Origin of the sequence: Brachyspira alvinipulli ATCC 51933, assembly GCF_000518245.1 — a bacterium.
GTDB classification, from domain to species: Bacteria; Spirochaetota; Brachyspiria; order Brachyspirales; family Brachyspiraceae; genus Brachyspira; species Brachyspira alvinipulli.
Genome location: NZ_JADF01000019.1, coordinates 124798 through 144006, shown reverse-complemented (window position 1 = coordinate 144006; position 19209 = coordinate 124798). Strand labels below are relative to the sequence as shown.

General features: G+C 28.7%; 29 protein-coding genes. 1 reads left to right on the top strand and 28 read right to left on the bottom strand.

What is annotated here, in order from left to right:
* Nucleotides 1-145: 145 nt before the first annotated feature.
* The 6 genes from T324_RS0103125 to T324_RS0103100 all read right to left on the bottom strand — a co-directional run bounded on the left by T324_RS0103125 (nucleotide 146) and on the right by T324_RS0103100 (nucleotide 4467).
* A complete protein-coding gene (locus T324_RS0103125; RefSeq protein WP_028328925.1) occupies nucleotides 146-745 on the bottom strand; it encodes a glycoside hydrolase family 19 protein in 600 nt (199 codons plus the stop codon).
* 109 nt (nucleotides 746-854) lie between these two features.
* Nucleotides 855-1385: a hypothetical protein gene (locus T324_RS0103120; protein WP_028328924.1), complete on the bottom strand. Its 531-nt coding sequence runs from the start codon at nucleotides 1383-1385 to the stop codon at nucleotides 855-857.
* Between the two features lie 9 nt (nucleotides 1386-1394).
* Nucleotides 1395-2273: a hypothetical protein gene (locus T324_RS0103115; RefSeq protein WP_028328923.1), complete on the bottom strand. Its 879-nt coding sequence runs from the start codon at nucleotides 2271-2273 to the stop codon at nucleotides 1395-1397.
* Nucleotides 2274-2298: 25 nt separating this feature from the next.
* Complete coding sequence (locus T324_RS0103110; RefSeq protein WP_028328922.1) at nucleotides 2299-2958, bottom strand: DUF2313 domain-containing protein; 660 nt, start codon at nucleotides 2956-2958, stop codon at nucleotides 2299-2301.
* Nucleotides 2951-4063: a baseplate J/gp47 family protein gene (locus tag T324_RS0103105; protein ID WP_028328921.1), complete on the bottom strand. Its 1113-nt coding sequence runs from the start codon at nucleotides 4061-4063 to the stop codon at nucleotides 2951-2953. Before T324_RS0103105 ends, T324_RS0103110 begins: the two co-directional genes overlap by 8 nt.
* A complete protein-coding gene (locus T324_RS0103100; RefSeq protein WP_028328920.1) occupies nucleotides 4060-4467 on the bottom strand; it encodes a phage GP46 family protein in 408 nt (135 codons plus the stop codon). The genes T324_RS0103105 and T324_RS0103100 overlap by 4 nt, the downstream gene beginning before the upstream one ends.
* 116 nt (nucleotides 4468-4583) lie before the next feature.
* Here T324_RS0103100 and T324_RS0103095 point away from each other — a divergent pair, with 116 nt between their 5' ends.
* Complete coding sequence (locus tag T324_RS0103095; RefSeq protein WP_028328919.1) at nucleotides 4584-4940, top strand: hypothetical protein; 357 nt, start codon at nucleotides 4584-4586, stop codon at nucleotides 4938-4940.
* A 2-nt stretch (nucleotides 4941-4942) separates the two neighbouring features.
* Here the strand turns inward: T324_RS0103095 and T324_RS0103090 are convergent, their stop codons facing one another.
* From T324_RS0103090 to T324_RS0102985, 22 genes are all read right to left on the bottom strand, one after another.
* Nucleotides 4943-5476, bottom strand: a complete 534-nt coding sequence (locus tag T324_RS0103090; protein ID WP_028328918.1) for a hypothetical protein — start codon at nucleotides 5474-5476, stop codon at nucleotides 4943-4945.
* Nucleotides 5477-5480: 4 nt separating this feature from the next.
* The gene (locus tag T324_RS0103085) at nucleotides 5481-6197 is read right to left on the bottom strand and encodes a hypothetical protein (protein ID WP_028328917.1); all 717 of its coding nucleotides are present in this window, start codon (nucleotides 6195-6197) and stop codon (nucleotides 5481-5483) included.
* Between the two features lie 75 nt (nucleotides 6198-6272).
* Nucleotides 6273-6482: a hypothetical protein gene (locus T324_RS0103080; protein WP_028328916.1), complete on the bottom strand. Its 210-nt coding sequence runs from the start codon at nucleotides 6480-6482 to the stop codon at nucleotides 6273-6275.
* Complete coding sequence (locus T324_RS0103075; protein WP_028328915.1) at nucleotides 6479-7285, bottom strand: hypothetical protein; 807 nt, start codon at nucleotides 7283-7285, stop codon at nucleotides 6479-6481. The genes T324_RS0103080 and T324_RS0103075 overlap by 4 nt, the downstream gene beginning before the upstream one ends.
* Before the next feature lie 11 nt (nucleotides 7286-7296).
* Entirely contained in the window at nucleotides 7297-7980 is a 684-nt protein-coding gene (locus T324_RS0103070; protein ID WP_028328914.1) for a hypothetical protein, read from the bottom strand.
* The gene (locus tag T324_RS0103065) at nucleotides 7977-10052 is read right to left on the bottom strand and encodes a tape measure protein (protein WP_028328913.1); all 2076 of its coding nucleotides are present in this window, start codon (nucleotides 10050-10052) and stop codon (nucleotides 7977-7979) included. The genes T324_RS0103070 and T324_RS0103065 overlap by 4 nt, the downstream gene beginning before the upstream one ends.
* A gap of 14 nt (nucleotides 10053-10066) precedes the next feature.
* On the bottom strand, nucleotides 10067-10234 hold the full coding sequence (locus T324_RS18000) for a hypothetical protein (protein ID WP_156920140.1): 168 nt from the start codon (nucleotides 10232-10234) through the stop codon (nucleotides 10067-10069).
* 4 nt (nucleotides 10235-10238) lie between these two features.
* Nucleotides 10239-10694 carry a hypothetical protein gene (locus T324_RS0103055; RefSeq protein WP_028328912.1) on the bottom strand — a complete coding sequence of 152 codons (456 nt, stop codon included), beginning with the start codon at nucleotides 10692-10694 and terminating at the stop codon, nucleotides 10239-10241.
* 121 nt (nucleotides 10695-10815) lie between these two features.
* On the bottom strand, nucleotides 10816-11259 hold the full coding sequence (locus T324_RS0103050) for a hypothetical protein (RefSeq protein ID WP_028328911.1): 444 nt from the start codon (nucleotides 11257-11259) through the stop codon (nucleotides 10816-10818).
* 17 nt (nucleotides 11260-11276) lie between these two features.
* Nucleotides 11277-11675, bottom strand: a complete 399-nt coding sequence (locus T324_RS0103045; protein WP_028328910.1) for a proton-conducting transporter membrane subunit — start codon at nucleotides 11673-11675, stop codon at nucleotides 11277-11279.
* A 22-nt stretch (nucleotides 11676-11697) separates the two neighbouring features.
* Nucleotides 11698-13161, bottom strand: a complete 1464-nt coding sequence (locus tag T324_RS0103040; RefSeq protein WP_028328909.1) for a hypothetical protein — start codon at nucleotides 13159-13161, stop codon at nucleotides 11698-11700.
* An 11-nt stretch (nucleotides 13162-13172) separates the two neighbouring features.
* Nucleotides 13173-13784, bottom strand: a complete 612-nt coding sequence (locus T324_RS0103035) for a hypothetical protein (RefSeq protein WP_028328908.1) — start codon at nucleotides 13782-13784, stop codon at nucleotides 13173-13175.
* Between the two features lies 1 nt (nucleotide 13785).
* Complete coding sequence (locus T324_RS0103030; RefSeq protein WP_028328907.1) at nucleotides 13786-14169, bottom strand: hypothetical protein; 384 nt, start codon at nucleotides 14167-14169, stop codon at nucleotides 13786-13788.
* 26 nt (nucleotides 14170-14195) lie between these two features.
* Nucleotides 14196-14573, bottom strand: a complete 378-nt coding sequence (locus tag T324_RS0103025) for a hypothetical protein (RefSeq protein ID WP_028328906.1) — start codon at nucleotides 14571-14573, stop codon at nucleotides 14196-14198.
* A 16-nt stretch (nucleotides 14574-14589) separates the two neighbouring features.
* Nucleotides 14590-15474, bottom strand: coding sequence for a major capsid protein (locus tag T324_RS0103020; RefSeq protein ID WP_028328905.1), 885 nt, complete (start codon nucleotides 15472-15474; stop codon nucleotides 14590-14592).
* Nucleotides 15475-15504: 30 nt separating this feature from the next.
* Nucleotides 15505-15900 (bottom strand): hypothetical protein, encoded by a 396-nt coding sequence (locus T324_RS0103015; protein ID WP_028328904.1) that lies wholly within the window; start codon nucleotides 15898-15900, stop codon nucleotides 15505-15507.
* The gene (locus T324_RS0103010) at nucleotides 15893-16291 is read right to left on the bottom strand and encodes a hypothetical protein (protein WP_028328903.1); all 399 of its coding nucleotides are present in this window, start codon (nucleotides 16289-16291) and stop codon (nucleotides 15893-15895) included. The genes T324_RS0103015 and T324_RS0103010 overlap by 8 nt, the downstream gene beginning before the upstream one ends.
* A complete protein-coding gene (locus T324_RS0103005; RefSeq protein ID WP_028328902.1) occupies nucleotides 16245-16457 on the bottom strand; it encodes a type 1 periplasmic-binding domain-containing protein in 213 nt (70 codons plus the stop codon). The genes T324_RS0103010 and T324_RS0103005 overlap by 47 nt, the downstream gene beginning before the upstream one ends.
* A 22-nt stretch (nucleotides 16458-16479) precedes the next feature.
* Nucleotides 16480-17103: a S49 family peptidase gene (locus tag T324_RS0103000; RefSeq protein ID WP_028328901.1), complete on the bottom strand. Its 624-nt coding sequence runs from the start codon at nucleotides 17101-17103 to the stop codon at nucleotides 16480-16482.
* Nucleotides 17090-18667 carry a phage portal protein gene (locus T324_RS0102995; protein WP_028328900.1) on the bottom strand — a complete coding sequence of 526 codons (1578 nt, stop codon included), beginning with the start codon at nucleotides 18665-18667 and terminating at the stop codon, nucleotides 17090-17092. Before T324_RS0102995 ends, T324_RS0103000 begins: the two co-directional genes overlap by 14 nt.
* On the bottom strand, nucleotides 18658-18915 hold the full coding sequence (locus T324_RS0102990) for a hypothetical protein (protein ID WP_028328899.1): 258 nt from the start codon (nucleotides 18913-18915) through the stop codon (nucleotides 18658-18660). The genes T324_RS0102995 and T324_RS0102990 overlap by 10 nt, the downstream gene beginning before the upstream one ends.
* A complete protein-coding gene (locus T324_RS0102985) occupies nucleotides 18912-19202 on the bottom strand; it encodes a hypothetical protein (protein ID WP_156920139.1) in 291 nt (96 codons plus the stop codon). Before T324_RS0102985 ends, T324_RS0102990 begins: the two co-directional genes overlap by 4 nt.
* Between the last annotated feature and the right edge of the window lie 7 nt (nucleotides 19203-19209).

The following is a 19209-nucleotide window of genomic DNA, read 5'->3' as shown; positions in this document are numbered from 1 at the left end:
TTTATGCTTAGCTTCAATATTAATATCTTTCATCTTGTCTTTAACATTTCCAAAAATATAATAAAGAAACCTTAAAAATAAAATAAAAGCTAGAAACCCTGCCATTATTGAAATAAAAGTGTATAAATCCATTTTAATCCTTTTTTTAGCTTTCTAATATTTTTAGTATTCTCTCAAATCTTTTCTGTCTGTCAGCTAAACCATTGTAACCGCCGTTTATGAGTTTAGTTACCGTTTTCACATCTCCTAATTTAGCATATAATCCGCATTCCTTTTCTCTCCAAAAAAGTAATGCTATTTCTATTGCTGTGTTAGGTTCTTTTGCTAAATCAGGATTATTAACTAAATCAATATTTAATTTTTTTCCGTAGCAGTTATAATTATTTTTTCCTGTAAGCTGAATAATTCCTCTTCCTCTGAATTTGTAGCCTTCATCTTTATTATTTCCCAAGTCTTTGCGTCCGCCATAAACAAAATTGGCAATTGCTTCAGCACCTTGAGAACATAATTCTTTGGCTTTATCTAAAGTCCCGACTCTTTTTTTGAACACTTGAAATAATCTTTCAGGCTTATAATTAAAACTCTCTTCAAGTCTTTTATAATCATTGCTTTCATGTGTAGTCTGTGCTAAAAACATTGCTTTTTCATTTATGTCCGTAACAGCATATTTATTAAAAGCATTGTTTAGAGGCTCTAACCATTTTTCATCTATTCCAATTTCTAATAATTTATTTTTAGTAAGCATAAAAAACTCCTTAACTTTGTTTTGGATACTTTTAATTATTGCTATGCTCAAACTCGCCTTTAAGAAGCTAGATAATAAATTATCTAGCTGGCGTTTTCGCTATACTTATTTAATTTTGCTTTGGATACTCTTCTTTTATGGCCTGCTTTTTAGTTTCAATACTTTTCCATATTTCTAATTCACTTTCAGACATCTCATTTCTATGATTTTCAAAATACGTGCTCATAAAGTCAAGCAATAAATTATCAGTTTCATTTTTATAACTAGCTTGTCTTTTCTCATTTTGTATACTGTTGTATTCTTCTTTAGTTATTAAACCGTCATTTAGTTTTTCTTCTGCTGTTTTTTCAACTATTTCATCACCTACAACTTTTTGAGATTTCTCTAAAGTTACTATATTATCATTAATTAAAACTTCATTTTCTTTTAATATTATTAAGCCTCTATCAATAGCTTCTTTATTTGATAAAACTTGATTCTCAACTACACGGTTTAGATTTAAACCTTTGAAGTGATAATTTTTTTGCTGTTCTATTCTATAATTAGGTTTATAAATTTTTTGCTTTTTAATTTTTTCTATATCATTAGTTTCATACATTTCCACTATAATATTATTTTCATCTATTAAAATATATTTCATATTACCTTCCTATATAATTAAACTGTCAGTTGTTTTTGTGTATTCAAAATAAATATAAGGATTAATCCATTGTCCATGACCATGTGAGCTACTAATATAAATAGACAACTCCTTCTTTGTATTATCAAAAGCTAATGTGTAAACTTCTATACCATAATTTGTAATATCTACTACTTGCTGATGAGATGTTATTTTGCCACCTAAATATCCGCTTGTACTTCCTGCGATTTTATTTAATGTTATAACTTTATCAACATAAGTCATATTTGATTTTAAAACATGATACCCATTTCCATAAGTCTTATTTAAATTGATAGCAATATAATATACTTTTTTTCTTCCGCCGCTGCTGTCTATATAATACCATCCGGCATAATGTTCTTCTCCGTCAGCGATTGTCAAAGTATCTATTTGAGTTTGTAAGTTATTAATTTCAGTGTTTAATTTTTCATTTAATTTAACTCCTAATTCCTGAACATTAGAAACCCCTAAACTAATAGAATCATCAAAAGATACTTCATCAGCTTTTAACTCTTTTATGAGTGTATGTAATGCTACTATAGCATTTTGTACATCTGAAGCACTAATACCAATAGAATCATCAAAAGCTATATCAGAAGCTGTTAATGCTTCTATTTTTCTTACCAACTCTTCCTTTAATACAGTATCAGCATCTCCATATAATTTTTGTATAGCTTTAAGCCATTGATTTACTTCTTTATCGCTAGGTGTAAGCCCTGCCGCTTTAATTAAATTATCATTTTCATCTCCAATCTGATTAAACACTGTAGCATTTAGTACAGTACCAAATATTCCAGCAGCAACATTCCTATCTATAAATCTGCCCTGAGGATCTGATCCTTGAGTATCAGGATTAAATATATTCATATATTCTCCTTAATTATTATTTTATTTATTTCTTATTTATTTCTTCTTTCAAAATATCATCAAAGTTTCCTGTTCTTGCTGTACCGGAAACTCCTATACCGCAAACTCCATATCTTCCATAATCAATATATCCTTCATTTTCTATAGCAAATCCGCATACAGCAGCACCGCATATAGCATCTCCGCATACAGAAAACTGTCCGTAATCTTCAACTACATCTACAAATAAATTCTTTACTATATAAGCAGGATATGTTTTTTCCAAAAAATCTACTAATTGTAATTCTTCATTTTGTGTATCAAGTTGACCTGAAATATCTACTTTTCTCCAAGTAATCCTATCAAATTTTACTTCTAATTTAGGATAACGAGCCTTTAATATATTTTCTAAATATGCTATATTGCTAGCACCATAGGCATTAGCATTAATAGCTATCAAATTTTTATTGCTTATATCATCTCCTGTATCAATTATTCCATACTGATTAAGCCATTCTTTTATAGTATCTTCTGCCGTATAAGGTATGCTTTCTCTCACAAATCCGTCAATGTATTTTTTTAATTTGGCAAACTCTAAACATATTATTTTAAATACCTTTCTTATATTTTCTCCAAAATTCCATAATTTACCTTTAGGAAGTAAGGATACTAATATAGAATAAAAAAAATCAGCTAAACTATTCATAAGTTACAGTCCCTAATTTTGCTAATTCACCTAATTTTAATGTATAAGGTATTGCCTCAGAAGGTTTTTCTTCTATACTCATATTAGTTATAACTAAATCTTTTATTTCAGCACTTGATAAAGCCATTGATATTAAAGTAGATGAACTTATAAGATTATCAGCATCTTCCTGATTAGTATATTGCTTAGGTCTTTTTTTTCTCAAATATGTATTCCAAACATCTTCCAATCTCTTTTTAGAAGCCTCTGAATAAGGCGATAAATTTCTTACTGTAATATTTATAGATAATTCTTCAGGTTTATAAACCTCAATAACACAAGGCGGACGTCTTACATCATCAGACACATAATTCAATACTTCTGTTATTTTTTCATCGCTTGGTATTCTGCTTCCTGTTTTTTCATCTGCTATAGGATAAACTTTCACAGGATCATTAACTTTCTGAACAGGTACAATCATAGCTCCAACTATTTCAGGAACTTCCAATGTCCAAAGTATAAAATCAGGAACAGCCCCTCCCTGAGGTCTAGTCTTTTCAAAAACTTCTATTCTATTTCTAAAAGATTCAATATCTTCATCATCTTCACCATTTTCAATAGTTTTTAAAACGACAGCAGAAGAATTAACATCTGCTATAGGACTTACAAAATCTAAAATATCATCAGGCTGTAAAACAGTAGAATCTCCTATAATGCTAGCAGCAGCTTCTACTTCTGCCTCACCTCCGACATCTAAATCTACTTTTATATTAGTCAGATAAATAAAATTATCCTTTATTAATTGAGTATTCTGAGGTATTGAAACGCCTGCTTTACCTGTAATTTTTATTAAAATTGTAGTATATGTACCTTTTTTTCTAAAAATACCATACTGCTGTCCTCTTAGTTCTAATGAAGCCAAATCAGCAGTAGCTGTAAAAATTTGTCTATATTGATAACGGGCATATTCGTATAAACTTCTAAAAACACCAGCTATGGCAATAAACAATATATTCCATACGCTTCTCTCAAGCATCACACTATCAGCTTTATTTGAATAAATTTCAGTATTAACAGAGGAAAGCATATTATTTTTTATTTCTTTTACAGTAGGTATTTGCTTCATACACTATACCTCCAATACATATCATCCTTAGTGCCATCTTTTTTGATAATAGATATACTATTATCATATTTCATATCATTAGTAATAACTGTTTTTATTTTTACTTCAGCAGCATAATTTTGTTCTACTAGATACTGTAAAGATTCAGTAAGTATAGATTCCATTTTTTTTCTGCCGCTTGAAGAAATCTCAGTAACTGTTTCTATGTCAGAACCGATTTTATTTTCATCTCCAATAATATAATTTCCCCACCAATCTTTTTCACTGAATATTGTAACATTAGCACTCATACCTAATGTAGGATCGCAGGCGAAAGAATTTGGTAAAATTATTATATCAGAACCATTTTCTGATATTTCTAATAAAATATCTCCAAAATTATATTTCGGTCTATTATCAGCCATCTAATAACCTTATTAATATTCTTATTAGAATTATGAATTAATTTTACGCTCCGAACAATGTATATAATTGACATAACATTTATTTATTTTTATAATTTTATAAAAAAGGAATAAATATGAAAAAAGAATTAAAAATAAGATTTTTAGAAATTGATTGTTGGAAATGTATGGAAAGCTATAATATATATTATCTTATATCAAATAATAAAAATATTTTAGAAGATAATAAACTTATATTTAATGAAAAAGTTATATCAAAAATAAAAGAATGGAATAAAAACAATAACAATATATTAAACTTTGGAGAAATAAAATTAAGGTATAGTAAAACTAGAGATGAAGAGTATATGTCTTTCGGATGTCCTAAATGTGATGCTATATGCGGAGATTGGTATTTAGATGAAGCCATAATAGATACAATGTATGATGATAAAGGATGTATTGATGATATAAAAATTGAAATAGATTTATAATATTATCCGCCTGTTTTTATTGTCTGAGTTTCACTATTTGAAATATCTAAATTAACTGTAGATAATGCTATAGAGGGAGATGTTTCTAAAACTGTAGGACTTGGAGGAGCTGTATAAGTATGAGTATGATTTTTTATTGCTGTCCATAATTGCTGTAAACCTAAATCAAGTTCAGCATAAGTAACAAAAGACTTATTTTCTCCGTTTAATTTTATTTTTTCACCCTCAAGTTCTATAATTCCGTCTTTTAATAATTTTATTTTTGCTTTTATCTGTCCGTTATCATCTGTAGAATAAACAGCACATTCTCCAGCTTTCAAAGATAAATCAGCAGTATCTTCAAAAGCTATTATTACTTTATAATTAGTATTTATCACAGACATATAGCCTTTTGAATTATTAATAGGCACAGAAGTAAAATTAGAAGGCTGTAATATTTGAACCTCAGATATAGTATTGCCTATGCTTTCTACTTTTACAAAAGGCTTATCCTTCTTCTTAAAAATATTAGAAACTAATTTAGCAAATATTCCCATAATTTTATCCTACATTAAAAGTATTTTCAGGACATAATTTTATAATAGAAAAATATCCGTGTTTAGAAGTATATATTAAACTCAATGTTTCTATTATATATCTTTTTCTTTCTAACAAAAACTTTTTAGGAAGTTCTAAAGATACTATTTTCCCTACATCTAAAATATTATTATTATCATCAAACCAGCTTTTATAATTTATAAATATTTGAGATGACAGCATCCTGTCATAGGCTCTATCTCTGCTTGCTATATTTTTTAATTCTTCTATAGTTTCACCTATACAATATTTAACATCTATCTTTGTTATATAATTATTAATATCAGAATCTTTTATATTATAAGATATATTTACATTTTCTATACTCTGACCATATCTTATATATTCACTTTTACGAACTTCGCCTCTTAAATGAATTTTAGCATCAAAAACATTATCAGTATTTAAAGTAAGAACAGGATTTGTATTTATACTAGATATATTTTTCCCTAATTCTATTTCTGAATTAAAATTAGTATTAATTAAAGGAACAAAACCATTTATAGAAGTTCTTGAAAGCTGCCTCATTATTTGATTAAAAAAACTTTCATTATGCATAAACTGCATATATGATAATTTTTTAGTATCTCCTATCTGCTGTTTAGTTTTTAAATTATGCTGTGAACAAACAGTATTTAAAACATGACCTATACTTACTTCTTTATAAATATAATCATTCATTTTTATAGAATCGTTACAAAAGCAAGATGATAAAGTTCTTCCTTGAAAAATATAATTATCTTTATTAGTGAGAGATTACCAATTTTCTATTATACCGTCAAATAAAAGAGTATTATTAAAATTGACATTACATTTTTGATATATAAATGAATTAAAAATATCATCTAAATTTTCACCATAAGGCATATTAATATTTATATTATTAGATATTGATTTTAAATCATAATTTAATTCTAGTGAATTAAAAGCTGCTATTTCTTTATTATTAATAGTTAGTTTAATCATTTATAATAATACAATACTCTCCCTTTATTCATCATAAGAATATCATTACCTGTAATATTATTATCAGAAATAAATTTATTTATAGTTTCATCATCTACATTATTATAAAGTTCAGAAACAATATCCAACATATTTCTATTTTTTTTTAATGTATATTCCATTTTTATTGGAAGTTCGCTTATATTCTGTATTAAATACTGCCTTGATAAATCAAAAGACTTTATTAATTCATTTTTAGCAGCTGTATTTATTACATATTCTTCTCCAGCCTTATAATTTTCTATAGGGTCAGCTCCAATGATTCCTTCTATAGTTTCAAGACTTGTTAATATTTTATTTTCATATTCTAATAATCTATTTTCAACATACAATGACTGTTCTTTGTCTTTTAATTCACCATAAGCAACACATACAGTCATTGAAGCACCTGACATTATCAAAAAAGATTCTTTTATTGCTTTCTCTGAATAATTAAAAGCATTATTTTCTATTATAGCATCTATTAATACAGCATATCCATTAACCTTATTAGCTATATTTAAAGATAATTGAGCAGGTATTTTTAATACTCTATTTATTGCTATAACAGCATCCAAAGGTTTAGTTATATAATCATTTAATGCCTGATTTATTTCATTTTGTATAATAGAAGATACATCATTAACTAAATTAGCAGCATTAATAATATTATTCATAACTTCGGTAAAAACATTCAAATCTTCTTTTAATATAAGAGCTTGATAATTAGTATTAGCATCAGGACAGCCGCCTAATCCTGAACATTGATTTTTATTAATATTCATTTTTATTATCCTTAATTTTGCTGAACAGCACCATTAATACCTGCTTGATTAGCTACCGACATTATATCTTTTTTACCATATACTTTTTCATAACATAAAGGACATATTTGCTCTAATAAACTTCTTATAGTTACAGAGTTTTGTCCCTCTACAGAATCTTTATTTAATCCTCCTTGAGGAGCTACTCCGTATCTGTCTACTACTACAAAAGTTACAGTAAGTTTTGCCATACCTATATCTTTAGAAAAACCTACAATTTCCTTTACATCAGTAACTACAACTTTTAATGGTTTAGGATATAATGGATGATTCAATATAGCAGGTTTTGCTTCTGTAGGCTTTTGTAATAATAATTCTCTAAATAAATAAGCCTGTTCATAGCAAGTAGCAGTTTCATCAACATCTTGAGCAGAATCAGGGTTATTTAATAATTTTTCTAATAATTCCTGACTTTCTAAAACACTTTTTTTATTATCAAAAAATAAAAAATTACATATTATTTTTGTAGCTTCTTTACCATTATCTTGAGCATAAGTAATATTATTTACTGTATCAATAGTAACTTTTCTCTTAAAAGAAAAATTACCTTCATCTATAATAAGACCTGTAATTTCTTTTAAATCTTTTCCATTACTATCTTTTCCTGCTTCGGGAGGCTGAAAAGAACATGGCTTTAATTTATCTAATATACTCATTGTAAAATAACTCCGTTAGGCAATTTTCCTACATTAGGCACAAAATAAGTTTCTGATTCTACTGAAGTATAAGGATCATTTGTATTTATAACATTATTATTATTTACAGAAATACTCATGCTATTTTTTAATTCTTCTTTTTCTTTTTGTTCTTCTTTTTTCTTTTCTTCCTGAAGTCCTGCTCTTCTATCAAGTTCTTTTTGTATGCCTTCAGAAAAACCTGTTACTTTGCCAAAAAAGCCTTCTATAAAATCTACTAATTCTTTAGGTAAAAAACTTTTTATTTTATCTATTAAAAAACTAAGCAAATGACCTACAAGACCCGTAATCACATAAAATATATTTAAAAAGAAATCAAGAATTAATTTTCCTAATGCTATTAATATACCTAATAAATCACCTTGAAAAAATGCCCTTAATACATTAGCAAAATTTTGTATAGCTGTACCAATCCAAGAGAATAATCCGCCTAATTCTTTTAATCTATCAGCTATATTATATAAAAAACCTAAATATCCATTTATAATATTTCTAAACCACTCAAACCTTTTATATAATTGTCCGAATACTAACGATAAAGCAGCAACAGCTGCTACAACTAAACCAATAGTTCCTATAGTAGTTCCAGCAATAGCTGTTAATGCTCCTTTTACAGCGGTAAATATACCTAAAAACCAGCTCTTTATTGTTGCTAAAATTCCAAAGTTCTTAAAACTAGCTATTATGTTTTGAATAAATTGAAATTGAGATAAAAATTGCCATATTCCGCTAAATACAGATAATAAACCTGAACCAAGCGAAGCTATTTTTACGAATATAAAAGCAAGCGGAGCAAAAAATACAATCATACCTGCTAAAAATCCTATAATACTCTTAAAAGGTTTAAGCATAGTAACTATCAATGAAAAGAATTTAAAAGCAAATTTTATACCATTTATAAAAGCTACTATAACATCTATAAAATCATAAAAAAGAGATGAACCATTTTCTAAATTTATTAATATTTTATCAAGCCAATCCCAATTTTTAGGAATTAAAACATCTAATATTTTATTAAAGGCAAGCCATATTTTTTCTGTTGCTTTTGTATCTACTACATGCTTGACTATATTTCCTAATTCAAGCTGCTGTATAATCATTGCTTTATCACTATCGCTTATATCCGTCCTATTTCTCACCTTATCTATATCCCCATTCTCCTTTCTAAAATATTCTACCTTAGGGGCTAAATAAGAATTTATTTTTCCACGCATTACTTCTAATAATGGATTAAATCCTACCATTAAACTCCTTGTTAGAAATGGGGTTATAGTTTGCCCTATACTTCCGAGAACTAAATCAAGTTTTTCAGTAAACTGTTGGGTTTGTCCTTCAAATGTTGCTGTAAGTTTTTCCATAGCTTTATAAAACTCGCCGCCTTTATCGGTTAGATTATTTACAGCGGCTATAAGATGTTCTCCTGTTACTCTTCCTGCCTGCATTTCTTTAGCTAAAGCATCTTTTGATATTCCCATAGTTTTTGCCAAAGCTCCATAAATATCTATATTACCTTTGAAAACAAATCTGTCTAAATGATCTCTAGTTACTCTGTTTTCTGCAACTATCCTGCCGTATCCCATAGCTAAAGATTGTAAAACATCATCTCTTCCTTTTGATAAATCTCCAAGCCTTTGTAATGTTTCCATTATTTTATCTTCTTCTATACCATAAGACAAAAGAACATTAGCAGAATTAACTAAAGGTTTTGCTGTAAGAGGACTGTTTGCCGCCATATCTCTTATTTGAGTAAGCAAATTATCAGCTTTTTCTATATCTCCATTCAAAGCAGTTGTCATATTAGCTAAAGCAGTTTCTGTCCAAGCAAAAGCATCTACCATTTGTTTTGTAACAGCAATAATACCTGTAGCTGCTATAGAAGTTTTTATAAACATATCCTGCATATATCTATCAGCATAATAAATACTTTGCTGAAGTTTATTCATCCCTGTAGTCATTCTGCTTATAGGTCTTGTAAGCCTATCTATAGCAGAGAACACAACAGCTACATTTAATATATCGCTTCCTATTGCCATTAAAAAATCCTTATTTATTTTTCTGCTTTTGCTTTTTCTATAGCTTTTTTTTCTTCCTCGCCAATATAATTAGCCCATCTCAGACATTCTTCTATTTCGCTTCTAGTCATACTTTTTATTTCTCTATAAGAAAAATGGAAAGTCTTAGCTATAATAGCCTGAGATTTTGATATAGAACTCAATTCTTTAACTGGGTATATTACTATTTAAATGCCCTGCTAAAAATAAAGTAGCAGCAGTTAAATAATGTAATTCTCTTACTTTGAGCTTATCAATAAGTCCTTGATATTTTAATGATATACATTTTTTTACAAGTTCATTATTAGTCTGAAATGGTGCTATAGTTTCTCTATCAATTTTTATACTGTTTAAATCTTTAGCCAAAGGTTCAAATAAATCTAATTCTTCAATTTCTGATGTTCCGTAACTATATTTAGATTTTAATTTTATCTTGAAAAAATTATCTCCATTATCATTTTTAGAAATGATAACAAAACCTTTCGTAAGGCCGTCTAATATTCTATCTATAATTAATTTATTTTGAGAATTAATTTCATCATAAATTAATTCATCTCCATATAATTCATTATAAAATTCTCCTAATTCTTTTATCGCTGCTTCTTTTTCCATTACTAAATCCATAATAAACTCCTATTGTTGTTACGCCGAAAAAAATTGCTCGCTTTGCGTGCTGTAAGCAATAGGCTATATACAATAAATTGCAACCCAAAGGGCAATTTTTTTACGGCTATTGTTGTTATAATTAAAAATATTTATTTACCGCCTGATTTATTTTATCAAGCAAAGTATTCTTTTTTTCCATTAAAATAAAGCTATCTCCTGCCATTGATATTTTTGCCGTTCTCTCCATAGCATCTGTTTGTAAACCTCCAACCATATATAAATCTCCCATATATGCTAAATCTCCTGCTATTTCTAAAATAACATGAACTGTCATTTTATAATCTAATATTAGCTGAAGTATTCTCTCTGTTTTCGGAGTAAGCACAACTTCAAGATTATTAAAACCTGCTGTAACTATATCTGAAACAGGAAAATTTCTTACTCCTAAATCAGATACAGTTTTATTTTCTATAGGATATTTACTTATTGTAGGTATAATTTCGCAGCTGCTTCCTGTTTTTACAGCAATATCATAATGTGCTATAGAAAGATTAACTATATCTCCAGCATGTACAACAATCATATTATATTCCTAGAAAACTACATTTTTTCAAATTTTAACCCTAATAAATCAACAGTTCCTGTATGATCTTTAGTTTTCATTTTATATTCATTTGCTACGGCTAACTCTCCGTAAAAACTTGTACCGCTCGCCAATGTAAGTAAAACAGGATATGCATTTCCTGAATCTCTCATATTAGCAAAATGCGTCATTAAATCTTCTCTCATAGCTAAAGTTATGCCGTATATACCTGCTTTTTGTTTCTTTCCATAAACTATAATAGTATTTGCTGTACAGTTTGTAACTTCATTAACCATAGCTGTTCTATCATCTGCAGTAAATACTATTTCGCAGTCAGTATCTTCAGGAACAGGATATGCTACATTATCTATAGTTAATTCCTGAATATCTCCTGCTCTTATAACTTGTGTATTCATAATTCCCCCTTATCACTATATTTTATAATTGTAAAGTCCAATCAATCTTAAACTCAATCTGATTAAGCGGACTTGTAAAATAAAGAAGCATAGATACAAGCAATTTACCTGCTGCTGATGTATCAATATTAGCACTTAATCCATCTATTGAAGATGAAGCATTATTTAAAAGTCCTCTGCTTTCCCAGCTTCTAATCAATGTTATTACATCTGCTTTTGCTGTTATAGGTTTAACAGCATTCACATCAGGACTTGGTGTAGATTCATCGCTTACTAGTACAGCCTTATAATATGGTGCTTTTGAGAATGTAGTTTTTAATTCATACTGAATAAGCTGTATTTTTGCTATAGTTTGTATAAAAGAAAAAGCAGCACTTTCAGAACCGTCATCAGCCTTTTTAAAAGTAGTTCTAGTATTTTCAAATAAAACTTCTCCAAATTCATTGTATATTACAGTACAGCCTCCAGCAGAAACTATTTCATCTTTAGCATCATAATTTCTATATGGAGATACACCTTGTAATATGCCGTCTATAGCTCCGTCTAATTGTGTTGCTGTACTTACTGCTAGATTATTTTCTATAGTTCTAGCTGTAAGAGCTGCTATCATATATGTAGGTGTAGGAGATTTCTCTGCCCAAAAAGCACAGAAATATTTATCGTTTCTGCCTTCTATAAAAGACATATAATCTGATTTTTGACTATTAAATCCGCCTATAGCATAAAAGCCTTTATTTTCTGTTTCTGAAAATAATTCTTCGGCTCTGTTCATAAGCAAATCTAAATTAGTTTTATCAGTAAAAGCAGTTGCTATGCATGTATAATGTTCGCTTCCTAAATTAGTTAGCAATGCAGTAAGAGAAACATCGCCAGCACCGCCTGAGAAAGTTCCTAAAGCTACAGTAATACCTTGAGGATTATTTGAAAGCTCATTCTCCGTAAGATTTTGTGCTAATGTTATAGAATTAGCGGAAGTTCCTTTCCATTTTGATATGAGAGTAACTTTATTTGTACCGTCTGCCGCTTTTACAGGCAAACTTACTTGAGCAGTGATAGCTTTTATAATATTAGCATGTATAGTATCAGCATTTTCTCCTGTTTTTACTACTACAGATACTTTTTCGCCTCCTATATAGATAGAAAGTGTACCGTTAGATGATGCTTCGCCTGTAACTGTTATATCAGCGGTAGAAGCAGCAGCACTTAAATCTTCAGAAATAGCAGCCGCATATAATTCAAAAGCATTATTACTGCTGTTATTTACCCCATTAATCATTTGATATAAAGCAGAACCTATACCGAATGAATCTATAATTTTTTTACCTTTAATTTTTATAGGTGTATCTTTCTTACATGTAGCATCAGTAGAAGCACTTCCTATAAGCAATAACTTTCTAGGTATTTCTGATATACTTAAATTAGGGTCTTTATTATTTGTATCTACTGCTACAATTTTAGCTTTACTTGTATTAGTTAAACTTCCCATAATAATCTCATTTAATCTTTAATCATTAAACTAGCTATATTTATATTTGATAATACTTCTTTTAATTCTATATAATTATTAGAGTCAGTAGGATAATAAGGCACATCAACTGTAAAATACTGCCTTTGACAAGCAACCGATATTTCAAACTCATTAGGGTCTAAAAGGTTTTCACATTTAATCCATCTGAAATTAGATGTAAAAGGTATTTGTCTATTATCGCTTGTTGTTACAGTAGGATTTTTTGTTTTATAATCCTGTAAAGCACTTCTTACCCAATTAGAATACATTAACCCAACTTTATAAGATAATTCATCTTGATTATCTGCTTTTATATATTCATTTTCTTTTTTATAAGCCGTATAAATATCTGCTATGAATATTAAAGTATCTTGTTTATACTGATTAGTATTTCCTATTTTGCTCCTTTCAATCTCATTCATATATAATGATATGACAGCAGGGTATTTATCTAGCTTATTCATTAAATTACTAGGACGGCTAGCATTAAATATAAAAGGTCTATCTTTTTCTTTAAGTGTATCAGAAAAAGCATTTAATACTTTTATATAATAATTTTCCAACAAATTAAATATTGGTACTTCTAATTTCAAACTTACCATTTTATATCCTTTTTTCTATTCCAATCTTTATAACAAATATTATTGTAGACATCGTATCTGAAGGATAGTTTTCAGAAATAAATCCTATCATTTTTTCACCGCTCGCATTTATCCAAGATACTTCTACCTTATCAAAATCTTTAGGGTTTAATGTAAAATCATCTTTTCTTACAGTAATACGATGTTCAGGAGCATTTATAAGCACATTTTCAAGAGGCGTGTAATTAAGAGCTTTTTTATTAACTATTGCTTTTATTGTAATAGGCAATTTTTCTCTATCAGCAGTATCTGTAAAAGTAACTAAAGTATTTTCGTTCATTATATGAGATAAATCTTTATTAACTCTCTCTATTAAACTTAAATCCTTTTTTTCTATATCTGCCATATAATTTAATTACCGCCTCTTAAAAATTATTTTTTTGTTTTAGTTTGTTTAGCAGATTTTTGCTCTGCTTGTTGGCTTTCTTCTTTGTCTACTTCCTGATTCTGCTCTGTATTTTCTTGTTGGCTTTCTTCTTTGCCTGCTTCCTGATTCTGCTCTGTATTTTCTTGTTGGCTTTCTTCTTTACCTGTTTCTTGACTCTGTTCTTTGTTTTCTTCCTGATTTTCTTCTTTATCTTCCTTTACTTCTTTGATTCTTCCATCTTTAAGAAGTATATCTAACACATCACTTTTTTTATAAGTCTCTATAATATCTTCAGGTATTTCTTGCCCTTCTGTAAACATTCTAGGAGAAGCAGAATTACGGCTATCCATTATAGAGTTTTGTCCTACTATATATTTTGACATTATTATCCCCCTTAAATTATGCTACTGCTTTTATTGTTCCTATTCTGTCCATAGAATTTATTAGAGGTGCTCCGCAATACCAAACCACCATTTCTATATCTGTTTTTCTGCTTTCAATAGTTACAACATATTCTCCTAAATCTATATACTGATAATTAGCATTAGCCTGAGGTTTAAGCACGGCAGGTTTTCCCAAACCTAATTGTAAAGGAGCATATTTAGCAATTAACAATACATCTTTACTAGGGAATAATTCCTTTGAAGCTGTTTTCAACCCGCTAGCATCAAAAGTATTTACCCCTCCGTCTTTATATAACAAATCGCACATAGTAACTAAATCTTTCATAGGGTCAGCATCAGCAGTACCCCAAGTGTGAGCAGGTGTTGTTATATGAGTTGCCGTACTAGGAAAACTCAATATTTCAGTATCATCTTTAGTAGTTATTTTACCTGTAGTAAGAGCTTCTATAGCAGATTTTTCATTTCTTCTGCTTATAGCTTCTATGGCATCAGATAAGGCTTCCTGTAAGACAATTCCTGCTACATGCTCTTCTTGATAATAGTAAGGTTCTTTAGCTAATCTTTTTTCAAGAATTTCTGGAGTTAATATAAAAGTTTCTTTTATATCAGGTAAAGTGTAAGATTCTATAGTTTCTGAACCAAGATTAAAAGGGTCTGGTATTTCCTCTCTTGTTTTGGAATAATCAGACATTCTTTTTACTCTAAGTTTAGTTGATAAATCTATAACATTGCCGTTATAATTTCTATTGATGCTTGATTTTTTAAACATATCATAAAAATGAGATATAAATTTAGGAATATGCTCACCTTGATCATACATTTTACCAAGTTTCGCAAATCCATTAAACACTGAACCATAAAAATTAGATAATCTAGCCATTTATTTTCTCCTTTTTTGATTTTACACAAATTAATCTTTCAAATAATTATCAAAGTTTTGGAAATGAACCACATTGAACTTAATATTAAGCCATCCTAATATTTGACAGCCGTTTACAACAGTTGTTAGTTTATCTCCGCTTTTGTTTAATACTATTTTTCCTTCGTTAATCTTTCCGCTTGAAACTACAGAAACTGTTTTATCTTTATCTGCAGTAACCTCATTTTCTAAAAGTATATACAAGTCATAATTAGATTTTGCTGCTAAATCGCTTGAAAATACTACTAATTTGCCTGTTGTATCATCTGCTACCAATACTGTGCCTTTAACATATTTGGCACTTGAAGCCTCTGCTAATGTTAATCTTGCTGTAGTATATTCTCCTGCAAGTAAATCTGCTGTTCTCTGTGTTCTAAAATTAGGCATTTTTTCCCTCCTTATTTAATTTGAAAGTTCTTTTTTCAGCAGCGTTTTTTATCATAGCCTCTAAAACAGTGTCCTTTTCTTCTTCTTTTTTTTCTTCACTGTTCACTTTGCTTGAAATATCAGGATTTACAGCATCAGTGTTTCTTGCTGCCAATTCTTCCAATTTAGCTTTTGCTATTGACTGCTCTTTATTTTTATTTCTTTCTTCTTCAAGCTGTACTTTTAATAAATCATTTTCTTTTTTTAATTCTTCCTGACTATTTTTTAAAGAACTGTTTTCTGCTTTAATATCTTCCATATCTTTTTTCACATCTTCTATTTGTGCTTTTAATGGATTTACAGCATTAGAAACAGTTTCGCCTATAGCTTTCAATAATTCTTCTTGATTCATTTAATCCCTCTTCATCTAAAGCAAGAACAACACCTTTAGCAAATTCATCATAAGGTGCAAAATAAGCATTTATTTGAGGATTAGATTTTAAAGTAGCTTTTACTTGCTCAGCATTTTTTACAGAGAAAGGAGATTCTACTGTACCAGTTCTGGCTATTTCTTTCATATTAGGGAATTCTTTTTTGAATTCAGTGAAAGCCTGATCTTAAAGCCTCATTGCTCCTAAAAGTTCCGCCTTTTAATGCCTCTTTATCTATATCTCTTTTTTTTGTAACATCTCTTAGAAAAATTGAGTAAATATCATCAAGCATATTTTGAGTTTTAGTTCTGTCTTCTGCATCTCTTAAATCTAAATATTTATCTTTACTCTCTCTATTAGTAAGAACTATGTTATCATTATCATAATATCTGCTTGTTAATACTCCTATGCTTCCGAAATATGCTAATTCTGAAGTTGCTATAATTTTATCGCAGGCACTTGCTAGCCAATAGGCAGCAGAACAGCAGCAATTATCAACAACAGCAATAGTATTATTTAATTCTGATACCGCTTTATAAATTTCTGTATTTCTGTATACGCTTCCGCCCGGTGAATCTATATAAAAAACTGTGCCTTTTATATTTTTATCCGCTTTAATCTTATCAACTATATTGAATAAAGTTCCTATAGAATCAGAAAACATATATGGAAACATTACTCCAAATACTTTTATTACTGCTACATTATTATTAATTTCAAAAGTGTTTCCTTCTATATTTAATCTCTTATTTTCTAAATACTGATTAGCAAACATATTTTCAAGCAGCATCATTTTTTTCTCCTACAGTATTATTATTTTGAGTTCCTAAATTAATATTTAAATCTTTAGCAATCCTGTTTTCTTCTGATAAGTTAGCAGCATTATTTTTGAAGTTATTTCCATAAAGTCTGTTTGATGCTTCGCTTCTTGATATTAAGCCGTTATCTATAGCTGTAACTAAAGCATTTACTTCTTTTAATGGATCTAAATTAGGTATTGCACTTCCTGTCCAAGTATGATTAAGCCAAGCAAGTCTTTTATTACTATCTTCAAGAAAATAAGGCAAATCTAAATCTCCGCTGTAAACGAGTTCTGTTATTAAAGTTTTATAATAAGGACTAGCAAAATTATAAATAAAATCGTTTCTATCCTGTAATACTGTTTTCCACATCTGTTCTATAGCTGCTCTTGAAGCCGAATAATTAGAGTTATAAGAAGCTCTTAAAACTTCTTCCGGTATTCCGAAACTTGAGCAAGTTGGAATCAATACTTCTTTTATAAATGAAGTTATATTCAAATTAGGTCTGTCTGAACCTATTTGTTTTAATTTTTCTCCAGCTTCTAAATGATTTAATATTATTCCTGTAGTATTCCAAACGCTTAAATCGGTTTTAGGTACATCTTTAGTTTCTCTATTTATAGCTCCTGCAACATCATAATCAGAATAATTTTCTGTTCTTACATCTCTTTCTACAACTCCGAATATTTGACTATTTAATTGCTGAGTTTCTAATTCTGCTATTATAGACTGATTCATTTTAGTAAACTCGTGAAATAAACTTGTTGCTCTTGGTATTCCTCTTGTATCTAATATTCTATTTCTATTTGCTAAATGTATTATTTGTATCTGTCCGTTTGCTGTATATTTAGGATAATAAACTCTTTTAAATTTCAATCTATTCGGATGTATAGAATAGCTTGAAGTGTCATCAACATCATATACTGCTATATAATATCCAATATCCCTTCCATATCTATCCTGTTTTATTCCGTCTTTACTTTCATTAACTAATCCGTAAATACATTCTGTAGGTATTACTCTTAATTTGACAGGATTTAATTTGAATTCATTTATTTTAGTTTTATGGTCATATATAACCTGTATAAAAACTTCACCGTCTACAATAAATGTTTTGAATATTTCTCTGAATAACTGACCTGTATGAGAATGTTCTAAAAAATCGACTTCTTTACTTTTTAATATATTATTTACTCTATGTTCTATAGTTTTTTGATATTTTTCTCTTTCTTTTATATCAGTAATTTCTAAAATATCCCAATTAGGAGTAATACTTATATTTAAGCCGCTTCCTATAACGTAAGTAGCAAGCCAATAAACTAAAGCCCTATAATGAGGAGAATCAAATTCTGTCTGTCTGCTTCTTCTTACAAGTATTTCTCTATCAAAATGTTCATAAGTAAGATCGCTAAGTCCATATTCTATCTTAGCACCTACCGAACGATAATTAATACCTGTATAAAAATAGGCATTATTATTTAATTCTTCTTTGGAAGACAAAGAATTAATAGATTTAATATCTCTTACTATACCTAAAAAATCTTTTATTATTCCCAAGTTATGCCTCTTTTTCCATTTACTAAGGTTAGTCTATAACCTTTATTTATTAATAATTTTTCTATATTGTTAATATCCCATTTCCTAAAGAATATTCTCATTAAAAAATATTCTTTAAATTCTAAATTATACTTACCCTTGCTTGAATTTTTTACGATATAGCAATTAAGCAAAAACAAATAAATAACAAATCTACACTTTGTAAAAATACTTAATTTTATTTTTTTTGCTTCTCCTGCATTTATCATTCTACAGTCCCCCTTCGGTTTCCTATATTTCCCCTTATAGAGTAGAACTTTGTTCTTGCATATTCAGGATTTAATTCTTCTAACTGCTTTTCTAAATCTTTTTTATAATTTCTTAATTCATCTAAAGAGCGGTATTTTACTTTTTGATTACCCTGTCCGTCTCCGACATCGTATTCAAACATACTCATCTGTTTTTCTATTTCTTCATCAATTTTTTTTATTTTTTCTATAAGTTCTTCTTCTGTGTAAATGCTCTTTTTCATAAATGAATTATGAACTAATTTCACGCTCCGA